This window comes from Symbiopectobacterium sp. RP (assembly GCF_050472005.1).
Taxonomy (GTDB): domain Bacteria; phylum Pseudomonadota; class Gammaproteobacteria; order Enterobacterales; family Enterobacteriaceae; genus Symbiopectobacterium.
Genome location: NZ_JBGOGS010000002.1, coordinates 567,858 through 581,563, shown reverse-complemented (window position 1 = coordinate 581,563; position 13,706 = coordinate 567,858). Strand labels below are relative to the sequence as shown.

Below are 13,706 nucleotides of genomic sequence, written 5' to 3'. Positions count from 1 at the left end.
CTTAATTTTGATTACACCATATGGACTGAGAACAAAATCTCTGTATCGCAACCACTCTCTCTTTTTTTGCTTTTTGCTTGTGCCCATTTATGCTCAATGGGGTTAAAATCTGGCGAATATGTAGGCAAATACTCCACCATATACCCTGCATCGATGATGACTTGTTGAATATTATGTTTTTTGTGAAAAGTTGCATTGTCCATCACGATTACCCTGTTTTTAGGGAGTACTGGGATAAGGACTTGTGTGACCCAGGAATAGAAAACATCGCTGTTAATATTGATATCAAATAATCCGATAGCAAACAGCGTTGTGCCTAATAAAGCGCCGATAACATTTGTTCTTCCCTTGGCTCCCCGTTCTTCAGGCCAAAACACCGTTGACCTTTTGGGGAATAGCCGTGAGTCCGTGGGGTATCGTGTGGAAAACCACTTTCATCAATAAAAACAATAGGTTTGCCTTCTTTTTCATACTGTTGTATTTTTTGTTGAAATGCTTGCCGGGCGCTTTCGTCGGCTTTCGGATGACGTAGCGTTTTTTTATAGGTCAATCCCAGCTTTTTAAGAGCTTGCCAAATGGCCTTCTGACAAACGCCAAAACGCTCTGCACGTTCTTTTTGGTAAGCATCTGGATATGGTTCAACATCTTTTATCAACTCGGATTTATCGCTCTTTCGCTGACGCGTGGTCGATGCTTTTGACGCTATTTGATTAATCCAACGCGATACAGAGGCAGGGCCAATCCGAAATTGCTTCGCTGTTTCTCGGATACTCAACCCTTCTTCTTCCCGTGTAGATATCACTTTACGTCTAAAATCAATTGAATAGCTCATTTAAATAATGTAATCAAAATTAAGTCGTTTAGCTATAACGATCAGCCACCGGCGAGGATACGTGTTTCCAGCCCGCTGAAGCGACGCGTTGGCGTTCTCACCGCGCGACACAAGATGCTGATCTCCGCGTAGAGTGACAGTTGCGTACGCGCACGCGTAACCGCGGTGTACACCAACTCGCGCGTCAACACTGCCAGAAAGGCGTTCGGCAACACCAGTGCAGTATGATCGAACTCCGATCCTTGAGATTTATGCACCGTCATGGCGTAGGCGGTTTCATGCGGCGGCAAGCGACTCGGGCTGACCGGTTTCATCTGCCCATCGGGCAGTTGGAAGTAAACGCGCAGTTCGCCCGTCTCATTTGACATGGCGATCCCGATGTCGCCGTTAAACACGCCAAGCAACGCATCATTACGTGCAATCATTACCGGTCGGCCGGAGTACCAAGGATTCGTCGGATTACGGCTGCGATGAATCAACCCGGCTTGTTGCAGCGCCTGTTCAATACGTACATTCAAACCGGCGACGCCAAACGGGCCGTCACGCAGCGCGCACAATAAACGAAAACGGTTAAATGCCGCCAGCACATGTGAAGCATCCTGCCCCTGTGCTACCGCCTGCAAATAGTCGCTATACCCCGCCACACACTGCGCCAACATCTGCTGGTAATCCTCTTCCAGCGCCAACGGCAGGCAGTGCAGATCGTCATGTTCATCCTGCAACACCTGTCGAACCTGACGTTCCTCACCACTGTTTACTGCTCGCGCCACGATGCCAATGCCAGAGTGCTGATCGAATCGGTAGCTCTTTTGCAGCAGGCACAAACTGTCTGCCACCGCAGTACTCACGTCGGATGACGCTACCAACCGGTAGCCCGTCAGTAGTTCGAGTTCCTCAACCCGCTGAGCGCTATAGCCTCGAGCGGCAAAGCGACAAATATCGCCCAATACCGCCCCGGCCTCAACGGAGGCCAGTTGATCGCGATCGCCCAGGAAAATCACCTGTGCCGTAGCTGGCAGTGCCAATACCAGATTGGCCATCATCGGCAGATCCACCATCGAGGCTTCATCCACCACCAGCACATCGAGATGGAGCGGATTGCCCTGGTGATAACGCAAGCGTTGACTGTCAGGCACGGCGCCCAACAGGCGGTGCAGCGTGGTCGCTTCCCGCGGCAAATGACGCTGCTGCGCCTCTTCCAGCGGCAGTTTGCTTAACGCACTGCGCAGCGATTTCGTCAAACGCTCGGCTGCTTTTCCCGTCGGGGCTGCCAGTTGAATGCGCAACGGTTTGTCCCCTTCATGCAGCAACAGCATGGCGGCTAGCAGTTTGGCTACCGTCGTGGTTTTTCCCGTGCCCGGCCCGCCGGAAATCACCGAGACACGACGCGTCAGCGCTACGGCGGCAGCCACTTTTTGCCAATCTACCTCGGCATCAAGCGGTGAAAACAAGCGGTCTAACACGCGACGAACGGCAAGGGGATCAGTGTGAATATCGACGACATGATTTCCGGCAAAAAAGGCCGCTACCTGCACTTCACTCAGCCAATTGCGTTGCAAATAAAGCCGTTGGTGCTGCAACACCAGCGGCGTTGTCTCACGGCCATCGCCCACGGCGGGTGAAGCCAGCAGGCCTTGCTGCCACGCCGCGCTGTCCGGTAGCCCTGCGAGATCCCACAGCGCGTGCGCCAGTGCAGGATCGCGGCCATCAAACAGGAAATCAGGATGCAATTCCGTCAACGGTAAACAGACGTTGCCCGCACCCGCCGCCGCGCTTACCAACGCCGTAGCCAGTTGCACCGGTGCGGGCTGTCCATCGGTCAGCATACGCGCGAACTGTACATCCAGCGGACGCAGCAGTTGGCGCTCCATTGCCGTCGCCAGCAACTCCATCATAGACGTTCTCCTGACAGTGCCACTTCACCGCTGAACAAACGATCGAGGTGCTCTACAAAGGCTCGCGGCAGACGCTGGGTGAAAATACCATTCGAGGAGAAAGCCGAATCGACACCGCGCAAAAACAGGTAGATAGCGCCACCAATGTGGCGGTCGTAATCATAATCCGGCACCCGATGGCGCAGATAGCGATGCAGAGCCAGCGTATAAAGCTGATACTGCAAATCATAGCGATGTGCCATCATTGCCGCTTGCATGGCTGGCTGCGTGTAAGCACTGGCGCTTTCTCCCAGCCAGTTCGACTTATAATCCAGCAGGTAATAGCGTCCCTGCCAGCAAAAAACCAGATCGATAAAGCCTTTTAACATCCCCTGCACCTGCTGAAAGGAGAGTGGCGGGCAATTCGCTGACAGCGGATCGTAACGTTTTGCCAGAGCATCCAGCGCGGTCGCCTGTAGCGGGACATCTATTGGTAGATAAAAAGCCAGCTCGGCAATTCGCTGCTGTGTGGGTACGCTTGCCAGCGTCAATAGGGCGTCAGAAGCGGTCATATCCGCATTCAGCGGCGCATGCAGTAGAGCCGAAAACCACACCTGCAAAGTAGGTGCCCACCCACTTGCCATGCCATGCGCTATCAACTGCTCTTCCAGCCATTCAACGCTGACGGGTTGGGTAAAATCCAATGTCTCAAACAGACTATGCAAAAAGGTTCCCGGCCCTGCACCTTTGGGGAAGGTATGCGGGGTAAGCGCTTGCTCACTCTCTTCAGGGACAAGGTTGCGCGGGTCCAACGCAGCATCAACGTCCAGTCGGGGAAACAGCTCTTGCGCCATTGTCCCACTCAGTTGTAGAGGATGTTGTTGAGCGCCATGCTGTTGTAAAACCGAATAGCTGGTCACTCGCCAATTATTAGTAGGCAGGCGCTTACATTCACTGGCGCGCAGTATTGCTGGCTTGTCCACGTTATCTTGCCAAGGAATGCCATCCCATTCACGCACAGCGCTTATCGCCACGCCATCGCCCTCCAAGGCATGCAGTGCAGCAACCAAGGTATCCGCATCCGCCTCCTTGCCGCGTTGCAGCAAATAGCCGAGCGCATTGAGGTGCATGTCAGTCGTTTCACTTTTGCGTCGGGTGCGCTGTAGCGGTGCCACCCCCACGCTACAGTGGTAAATCGAGCGCGTCAGCGCCACGTACAACAGCCGTAAATCTTCCGCCAGTCGCTCTTCCTCAGCCAACTGCTGGCTTTCTTCCCCACTATTGACGTCGAGCAGTGCCTGATAGGTACGCCTGTCATGATAAATGCCATCAGGCTGAGGGCGAAAGTGACAAATAAACGGCAACCAAACCAGCGGATATTCCAGCCCTTTGGATTTATGGATGGTGACAATTTGCACCAGATGGCGATCGCTCTCTAACCGCAGTTGCTGGTTGTCAGCCTGTGGATTGGGCTGCAAAATCTGCTGCGACAACCAGCGCACCAGCGCATGCTCGCTTTCGAGCGTGGCCCCGGCGTGTTGCAGCAGCTCGCCCAAGTGCAAGAAATCGGTTAACCGGCGTTCACCCTCACGGCTAGCCAGTATATTTTCCGCCAAACGATAATGCGACATGAGCGAGCGCAGCATCGGGAGCACGCCCCGTCGTAACCAAAGATCACGAAACGCGGCAAAGGTATCGACCTGCGCATCCCAATCTGCCTCACTCTGGTTTAGCGCATCAATCTGCTGTGCGCTGAATCCCAGTAATGCAGTCGCCAGTGCGCTGCGCAACGTGCGTTCCTGTTCTGGGGCCAGCACGGCTTGTAACAACCACAGCACCTCACGTGCCTCTGGGGTGGTAAATACACTGTCACGGTTGGAGAGATAGACAGAAGGAATGGCAAGACGGCGCAGCGCATCACGCACCAATGCTGCTTCATGGCGGCTGCGTACCAAAACACAAATATCCGATGCCTGCACAGGAGAACGCTCGCGACCATTATCCAGCCAGGCAGTACGGCGTTGACCTGCTTGCAAGCAGTCGCGAATTTGCATGGCGCACTGCTGTGCCATCAGCTGCTGATACTCTCCCGTCCCCAATACCACAGAACCCGACAGAGAAAATTGCAGTGCGGGCTGCGACACGCCGTCCAGTTCAAAACGCAGCCCCTGTTTATTCGGTGCAGGCTTAACTGGCAGAAAAGGGATCGCCGAAAAAATAAATGGATTATCGACGCATTGAAACAGGCGGTTCACACCGCTGACCATCTCATGGGAAGAACGCCAGTTGGTTTCCAACGTGTAGTGTGCCTTAATATCGGCGCGCGCCCGCATATAAGTGAAAATATCCGCACCGCGAAACGCGTAGATAGCTTGTTTCGGATCGCCGATCAGCAACATGCCGCTGTCGGGCTGTTCACTATAGATGGCGCGGAAAATACGATACTGCTGCGGGTCGGTATCCTGGAACTCATCGATCATCGCCACTGGATGGCGCAGACGTATCGCGGCTGCCAGCTGCTCACCCAGCGGCTGGCGCAGCGCCTCATCCAGACGGCTCAGCAGGTCGTCAAATCCCAAGGCTGCGCAGCGCAATTTTTCGCTACGCACCGTTGCGCGAATATCATGCAACGCCCGATCGATAACAATATCGCGTAGCGACAACGGCGGGGAAAGCAGCGTTTCAATCGCCGAAAATACCGGAAGCACAGGGGGGGCACCCTTTTTGGTTTTCTCGTTCAACGTAGATTGTGCGAACCGCTCCAGCGCTTTTGGCAAGGCATAGTCGGTGGTTTGCGCTTCGGCCCAAAAGCTAACGCTTTCTACCCAGCCCGGTAGATAACGGTTACTGTAGCTGCGCTTGTCTACATCCGATTCGAGAATGCACTTCTCCACCTGTGCTGCCACCTGCCGCCACTGCTGCTTGATATCACCAATGCGCGCCAAAATCTGCTGATGACGCTGTAACAACGTCTCATCTGGTGCGGGTGGGTTATGCAGTTGCGGTGCTTCGCCCTGTAAATAGGGGGTAAGTTCGCGCTGTAACGCATCCGGCCCACTCCAGAGTTGACAAATAACGCTGACTACATCGAACGGCAAGGGATAACAGTAACGCCGCCAGAAATCGGCGCAGGCCTGCCGGATAAGAAGCTGTTCATCTTCGATCAGCTCTTGATCAAACAGCGAACCGGACTCAAAGGCATGGCTTCCCAGCATACGCTGACAAAAGCCATGGATAGTGTAGATGGCGGCTTCATCCATTTGTCGCTCAGCATCGAGCAACAGTTGTGCTGCCGACGGCTTATCAGGCAGTAGCGCCAGCAACGCCGAAAAAAGCGCATCGTCACTTTTGCCACACAGGCAAGCCAGACGCAATGCATGAATGTTGGCGCGAATACGATCGCGCAGTTCCTCTGTAGCCGCCTCCGTAAAGGTCACCACCAAGATCTCTTCCACCAACAGAGGCTTAGGATACGCCGCCTCGCCGCCCAGCCCCAATAACAGTCGCAGATAGAGCCCCGCCAGCGTATAGGTTTTACCCGTACCGGCAGACGCTTCTATCAATCGCTCCCCAAACAGGGGGAGCGTGAGCACATCAAGCGTATGCGGCGTATCCTGACTCATGGAGCAACCTTCTCAACCACGTTTTTTTTCTCAACCGCCGAGACTTTTTCGGCAGACAACACACCGCTACGCGGTTTATCAATCACCCGTTGTTTGACTGGCAACGTCTGTTGCAGCGTTGAAGCATTGGGATAAAGCGTCCAACCTTTCGGCGCAGCGTAATCAGCCTTACCGTGGTGGCTGCCCGAGATTTGCGACAACACCGCCAGCCCCTGTGGTGCCAGAGCCTGTTCGAAGAAGCGTGCAAGTTGGTCAACCGTCAGCGGTTTAAGCGCCTCAATCACTTTTTCACGAGTATTGAAGGCAAAGTTTTCACGATCGAGATCGTTACGCAACCGGCCAACCTCTTCGTTCATCGTTTGTGGACGCTGACTCAGTTCGGTAATCAACGCCTGCTTGTACTGTTCAAACTCATCGGATTTGATGGCACGCAGGCGCGGCTTGGCTTTCTGGAAGAAATCCAGATAACGCTGATACAGGTAAGCAGGCTGTTGGCTGTTGCTTTGCAGCAAGAATCCTATACCGAACTGGCGGTCAACAATGGTCGGGAAGGAGAACACCGCATAGCCGAGCTGCTCTTCCGTTCTCAGCTGGTTATAGAACCAGGGCTGAATGATCTGATTGAGCAGCGAACTGTACGCCATGCCCTGCACCTCACCGTAACCGGTGGGGATATACACCGCAGCTAACGCAGAATCGGTGCTGCTCCCCGCACGTTGCAGGCTGGCAAGCTGGGTACGCGCTACTTCCACACTCGGGGAAAGCCACCAGATTTGTCCTGAACAGGCCAGATGCGCTTTGATATCCTGCGCCAATTTCGTCACCTGACCTTCGGTGAGGTTACCGACTGCCAGTATTTCCGGTGCGGCATCACGCAACAACGCATCACGGAAGGCCATGACATCGTCCAGCGAAATATCTTTAAGCAGAGCGCGCCGCTCTTCTCGCTCGGTATAAGGCAGAGAAGAGATCGCCTGAATAGGCTCCAGTGCCTGCTCATACGCTTTGGCATTTTCAGCGGCGTCCAGCTGCTGGATATACCAAGATTTGGCCTGCTCCAACTGTGCAGGCGTCGCCGTATAGCTTGCGTACCCTTCGACCAGCGCCAACATGAGCTTAGGCAAATGCTGCGTATAGCCATTGGCGTTGATGGTGAGCCCATCATTATTCCCACGGGTAGAGAAGCTGATCCCCCCTATCGAAGCTTGATAGCTCAACTCATCCAGCGCTAAGCCCGCCAGATAGTCATTAAGCTGGAACATCACCTGATGGCGCGCCGAATCCTGTGCCAACGGGTTACGCAACAACACCGTGACGTTTGCTTTCGGTTCATCGGCAAAATAGCGACTCGGCATATAGAGCACACGCAGACCCGGCTGCTGTAACACCATTTTCGGGTAGTTCTGCGATTCGCAACGCTTGATCAGCGAGAAATCCGTCGGGATATACGGAGTTGGCGTTGGCAACGAGAGCGCCATTTTTTCGCCCAGCGTTTGCCAGCGGGTAAACTGCGCCGGGGCTATTTTGTCCACCTGATACGGCGCATTAACAAAATAAGCCTCCTTGTTGTGAGGCTCATCAGGGCTTATCAGCCAGATACGCGCACGCTCCGGCGTCATGCTGGCCAAACGTTGCTTAATCGCATCGGGATTAAAGCGATCGGCCAGATAGGCGGCATCCAGCGTATGTTCCACTGGCACGCGCATCATGGTATCCACCAGCCATTCGATATAGCCCATGTCGCGCTTAACGGACTGATAGCGGAAATTGAGCGCCATCACGCGGGAAATTTCATCAAAATAGCGCTGCTGGATGCCTTCCTGCTGCAACAATTGCAGATAATGGAAAATGGCAGCCACCACCACGTCATACTGCTCAAGGCCTTTATCGGTCAGAGTGACAGAGATAGTGAACAGGCCACCGTTACGATCGAGAATAGGGTCAGCACCTGCGCCCAAAGACTCTATCAACCCTTGCTTTTGCAAGCAGTCCGACAACGTATTTTGGCTGCGATTGCCAATCAAATAGCTGATATAGGTATTGGTTTGGCTGCGGAATGCCTGACTGGTAGGATCGGTCTGTTCCATGACATCGCCGCGAAACTCGATACGCAATTGCTTGCGCGACTGCGCCGGCACGTAATGAATCATGATACCGCGCTGATCGTCCGTCACTGACGGCGCAGTGATAACAGGCACCTTAGCCTGACGGTTGGCGATGCGCCCGAAGGTCTCTACCGCCATTTTCGCCAATTCCGGCAAGGGTTGATTGCTGTAAATCACGCCTTTCATCAAGTTCGCCGAGTAGTAACGCTGATAGAACGCCAACAGTTCGTCATGTAACTTGCTGCCAGGCTTGTCCTTAAGCGTTTCCAGATTCCCACCAGAAAAACGTGATGCCGGATGCGCCGGATTTAAGGTTTCTGCACCCACCTGTACCATGCGGTGCCCATCGCGCGAGCGCGCCATGGTTAATTCAGCATTGACAGCATTGCGTTCGCGATCGGCATTTATCGGATCGAGCAACGGCTCAGCAATGGAATCCGCCAGGCGATCGAGCGCGGGCTGTAATGCCGCATTTTCGACCTCCAGGTAATAGGCAGTACGGTACGGCGCAGTACTCGCATTGTGGCTACCACCTTGTTTTTTAAGGAATTCAGCTAATGCATCCGCCTGCGGATAGCGTTTGGAACCCATCAGAACCATGTGTTCCAGATAGTGGGCCAATCCCAATTGGCTGTTGGGATCGTCGAGTGAACCGATAGGCAGCGCCAGCGATGCTAACGAACGAGTTGCCTGAGGATCGGACACCAGCAATACCGTCATGCCGTTATCCAACGTGATCGCCTGATAATTACGCGGATCGTTTTCTCCCTTGCGAATAACCTGTTCCAAAGGACGCCACCCTGCGGTTTGCGCCCACGCTGCGGACACACCACTCAGCAGCAACATCATCATGCCGATACAACAGGCAAACTGTTTACGCCATTCTCTCTTCATTACCGTCCTTTCTCTCACGTCAATCTCGCCGTTCTTGATTCACTGCCATTACATCCGTTCGCTTATGCCTGATTGGCGCGCAGGATCGGCAACAGCCAAGTTTTTGCCGCTGTAACAATCGCCTCAATGCGGGTTTCATCCAGTTCCGGCACGATACGCTGCAAATAGAAATCATCGCCTTCACCGGGCGACATCATGTTGCCCGCCCAGCTTTGCTGTAGCTTGTTCAACGCCTTCTGAACCACATCAGGTGCATCGTTCAGCGTGCCGCTTGATGCATCGTAGCACGCTTGTAGCCAGGCCCCGCCGCTCTGATGCAGTAATAATAGTAGTGGAGTGTTCATGCCTTGTTGATATCCTTCAATCATATGCGCCATCTGGCGTTGTGCCTCCTCCACAGAAACCGCCGCAAAGCGCCAGACCGTCTCTTCACGGCCATACATGCGGCTCTCTCCCGTACCGCCCGCCAGGCAGTACGCCAGATGATCCAACCACAGGGCCACGCCATCTTTCATCCCTAAGCGCGCCGGTCGCCAGCGCAACAGGCCATCACGCTGTACCTGCATCACCCAGCCACTCACACGTACACCGTCTAGCGTCATGTCCACTTCCAGGCTGGTCATTCCCGTCGCATCATGCTCCGCGCTAACGCTGTCAGCCAGCGCTTGCATCTCCTGGCGCTGTTTTTGCCAATACAACTCACCGAAAGCGCCATAGGGCAGCACGCCCGCCGCGCGGGCGTGCTGTAACAGTTCATCGGCATCCTCTTGCGCAATCAGCGCATTTAGTAATTGCGCATTCAACTGATAGCGACTGAGGTTATCCAAAGCGAATGGCTCCTCATCGAGCAGTTCATCGTTCAGAACGACAAAGTTCACGCCCAAACGCGCTTGGAAAAAGGTTTTGACGGGGTGACGATAAAAACGTTTCAACGCATCCAGCGTAATATCGGGGTAAGTGATAGGCTCCAGTGGCGTATCAAACAGCGGCTGCGGCAATCCGGCACGCCCAGCGGCGGCCAGCCATTCACTGGCGAAGCTGCACAGCTGCGCGTGCTCAAGGAAGTTATCCTTGTCAAACGGCATACGGGTATGTTCGCGGCACAGATGCGCACATACGTGTGCAGCGCTGGTATCCAGATCTTGCGCCTCATCCCCTGGCAAATGGTAGCTTTGCGCCAAATACTCCATCAGTTCGCTCACCAACACGGAGGGATAACGCTGCGTATTGTCCTGAATGGCACGACCGATGTAACTGATATAGAGCCGCTGTTGCGCCGAGATCAGCGCTTCCAGAAACAAATAGCGGTCATCATCACGACGTCTGCGGTCACCGCGCTGTCCCTTCTGTGCCATTAGGTCAAACCCCAACCGAGGCAGCGTGCGCGGATAAACACCGTCGTTCATCCCCAGCAGGCAGACCACTTTGAAGGGAATCGAACGCATGGGCATCAGCGTACAGAAGTTAATGGCACCGGCGAGAAAGCGCTGGCTCAGTTTTTCCCGATCCAAACGCTGGGCCAAATCGTCATGCAGCAGCGCCACCGGGATCGTTTCCTCAAACGCATTGGCGACTGCCGCTCCCAGCATCGCCTGCCATTGCTGCTCAATCAGTGACAGCGCAGCATCGCTGTCGCTATCCGCAATGAAGAGATCGTCCAACAATTGCCGACATAACGGTAACCATTCTGCTGGCGTGCGCGCTACCCGTAAACGCTGACGCCATTGAGTGAGTTGCGCCAACAACTCCGCCAGTTTCCCCACCAGTTGGGCAATCAACCCACTCGATTCATCGTAGGGCAACACGCCCTGCCAAGCCCCCGCGCAGCTGTTCATCGCATAGCCCAACAGCATGCGTGTCAGGCCAAAGCGCCAAGTGTGCTGGCCGGTAACCGGCAAATCAAGATCGCGCACGTTGTCATCATCAAGCCCCCAGCGCACGCCAGATTCCATCACCCACAGCCGCAAACGGCGAAGCCCTTCTTCATCGATACCAAAACGGGCAGAAAGCGCCGGGACTTCAAGCAGTGAAAGCACCTGCTCGGCGGTAAAACGACTGTGTGGCAATTCCAGCAAGCTGAGAAACGCTGGCAGAACCGGATGAGCGTGGCGGGCTCGCTGGTCAGAAATAGCAAAAGGCAAATAGCGCGCTGTCGGCGCATTACCAAACACCGCCTGAATGAAAGGCGTATAACTATCAATGTCCGCCATCATAACAATAACATCACGCGGCGTGAGTGTTTCATCCTCCGCCATCATCGCCAGCAGTTGGTCGTGCAATACTTCAACCTCACGCTGCGGACTGTGGCAGGCGTGAAAGGTGAGAGAAGCATCCTGCGGCGTAAGCAAGCGCTTGCGCTCACTGCTGGCCTGCGCTTGTGCGCTATCGGCAATCACGCTGCCGTCTTCAAGCTCCAGAATATCGCGCTGCACTTGTTGCAATAGCGTTGTACCATCAAGCTCGACAAAGGCTTCAATATCATCGACCTCGTCGATCTGCGCCAGCTGATAGAGATGGTCACGCCCCAGTTTTCCCCAGCTTGCCAGCAGCGGATTGACAATGCGCTGTTCCCCCTCATCGTTGAATAACCCATCGATATTGGCGGGATCGCGAAACAGCGGACGGTATTGCTCCTCCGCGCTGTTGCTGTGCAAGCGACGCTGACGACTTTTCAGCTTCGCCAAGAAATGGCGATCCTGAATATCACTCCAGTAATCCCGGCATGGGTTAGTAAACAGCAGATGCACATCAATATGCTTTGCCAATGCACGCAGCGCGTGCAAATATACCGGCGGTAGCGCTGAAATACCGCAGATAAACACGCGCGGCGGTAACCCTTGTGGACAAGTAGTGGCCTGCTCCAACGACTCGATAAAGCGCTGATAAAGACGAGCGTGGTGCCACTCTTTTTGTTCAAGTTGCGCGCTGTATTGCAAAAGCGCACGCCACAGTTCGGCTTGCCACACCTGCGCATCCCCCAATCCGTCCACCAGCGCACCGGCTTGCCACTGTTTGATCCACTCAGGCCGATAAATCAGGTATTGATCGAACAGATCCGCAACCCGCCCTGCCAGTTGATGCCGCTTGCGTTTATCGGCGTCGTCTTGCAAGTAGTGGCTCAACGGCGAGAATGATGGGTTATCTTGCTGCTGAGGCAGAATATGCATTAACTTCCAGGTCATCGCTTCCTTGCTGAAGGTGTTTTCCGCCGGGATATCCGGCAACACGCGCCGACACATGTCCCACAGAAAAACGCCGGGCAAAGGAAAATGCAGATTCGCAGCAATACCAAAGTGAGTAGCAAGTTCGATCTGTAACCATTGCGCCATACCTGGGCTTTGAACTAGGATCGTTTCAGGCTGAAAAGGATCCTGTAACGGTTGGCGCTCTATCAGCGTCACCATCAGCGTTTTCAAAATATCTAACTGATTTGAGTGATAAACCCTGAACATGATGATTCCCGTTTCGGTGCCCGCAAATCCCGCTTACCGTCAATTGCCCTCAGGCACGGTTCGCCTATTCGTATCAGTAAAACAAAACCAACGGTACAAGCATGCCTGATAATGCTGTGGCGTTGCCACCGTCGAGGAGACTCGCAAACACGCTGACGTCTGGAACTGCTCCGTCAAATGTAACTGCCATCCTAGAGAAAGGTCGCGTTCAAGCAACGCCGATGCTTCCCCTCCTCGACCAGCAGCATAAATGGCAAGCTGCTGATATGCCAGATGCCATGCTTGCCGTTGCTGCCATTGATGTGCAAAGGCTTGCTGCAACCGCTGATGATATTGCAGTAATCCTAACACCGATATGGCAAAAAACAGCGTGGCGATGGCGGTTTCCACCAACCCACCCCCTTGTTGACGTTGTCGTTGTCGACATCCTCCAGAAGGGATTCTCAGGCTATCCGCCACAAATGGCCTCCTGCCTTTCGAGGCAAAAATCCAACCAGCCCCCCGCGATGGGCTTCAACGGGCTGGTATCACCGTCAGGCTCAATGGGTACCACACGCTGATAGAGCACCATCACCGATGAAGAGCCGGAAAGATGCCCCTCACCGCGCAGCAATATATAGTATTCACTAAGCACTTGTCGTAAACAGACTCGCAGCCCTTCTGTTACAGAGTTGAGGCATTGTTCACCGCTACGACTGCCCATAAGCCATACCTGCCCAATGCCCCATTGTAGCGATGATTCGGCCAACGTCAGCGTTTGCCAATAGCGGCGTTCATCATGGGTAACATAGAGAGCGCTGTCCAACTGCCGTTGCATCCCCGTCATTATAGCCAAGCGACTTAATTTTGACTACACCATATGGACTGAGAACAAAATCTCTGTATCGCAACCACTCTCTCTTTTTTTGCTTTTTGCTTGTGCCCAT

General features: G+C 54.1%; 9 protein-coding genes. All 9 read right to left on the bottom strand.

Going from position 1 to position 13,706, the window contains the following annotated elements; all coding sequences use genetic code 11:
- Positions 1 to 11: 11 nt before the first annotated feature.
- The gene (locus ACD630_RS21275) at positions 12 to 377 is read right to left on the bottom strand and encodes a transposase (protein ID WP_430360556.1); all 366 of its coding nucleotides are present in this window, start codon (positions 375 to 377) and stop codon (positions 12 to 14) included.
- Positions 317 to 832: an IS630 transposase-related protein gene (locus ACD630_RS21270; RefSeq protein ID WP_430360555.1), complete on the bottom strand. Its 516-nt coding sequence runs from the start codon at positions 830 to 832 to the stop codon at positions 317 to 319. The genes ACD630_RS21275 and ACD630_RS21270 overlap by 61 nt, the downstream gene beginning before the upstream one ends.
- A gap of 41 nt (positions 833 to 873) precedes the next feature.
- Positions 874 to 2,727 carry an exodeoxyribonuclease V subunit alpha gene (recD, locus tag ACD630_RS21265; protein ID WP_430360554.1) on the bottom strand — a complete coding sequence of 618 codons (1,854 nt, stop codon included), beginning with the start codon at positions 2,725 to 2,727 and terminating at the stop codon, positions 874 to 876.
- Positions 2,724 to 6,329, bottom strand: a complete 3,606-nt coding sequence (recB, locus tag ACD630_RS21260; protein WP_430360553.1) for an exodeoxyribonuclease V subunit beta — start codon at positions 6,327 to 6,329, stop codon at positions 2,724 to 2,726. Before recB ends, recD begins: the two co-directional genes overlap by 4 nt.
- Positions 6,326 to 9,286 carry a pitrilysin gene (gene ptrA / locus ACD630_RS21255; protein WP_430360552.1) on the bottom strand — a complete coding sequence of 987 codons (2,961 nt, stop codon included), beginning with the start codon at positions 9,284 to 9,286 and terminating at the stop codon, positions 6,326 to 6,328. Before ptrA ends, recB begins: the two co-directional genes overlap by 4 nt.
- 104 nt (positions 9,287 to 9,390) lie before the next feature.
- On the bottom strand, positions 9,391 to 12,780 hold the full coding sequence (recC, locus tag ACD630_RS21250) for an exodeoxyribonuclease V subunit gamma (RefSeq protein ID WP_430360551.1): 3,390 nt from the start codon (positions 12,778 to 12,780) through the stop codon (positions 9,391 to 9,393).
- Between the two features lie 39 nt (positions 12,781 to 12,819).
- A complete protein-coding gene (locus ACD630_RS21245; RefSeq protein ID WP_430360550.1) occupies positions 12,820 to 13,170 on the bottom strand; it encodes a prepilin-type N-terminal cleavage/methylation domain-containing protein in 351 nt (116 codons plus the stop codon).
- Positions 13,171 to 13,228: 58 nt separating this feature from the next.
- Positions 13,229 to 13,585, bottom strand: a complete 357-nt coding sequence (locus ACD630_RS21240) for a YgdB family protein (protein WP_430360549.1) — start codon at positions 13,583 to 13,585, stop codon at positions 13,229 to 13,231.
- The gene (locus tag ACD630_RS21235) at positions 13,557 to 13,706 is read right to left on the bottom strand and encodes a hypothetical protein (protein ID WP_430360548.1); all 150 of its coding nucleotides are present in this window, start codon (positions 13,704 to 13,706) and stop codon (positions 13,557 to 13,559) included. Before ACD630_RS21235 ends, ACD630_RS21240 begins: the two co-directional genes overlap by 29 nt.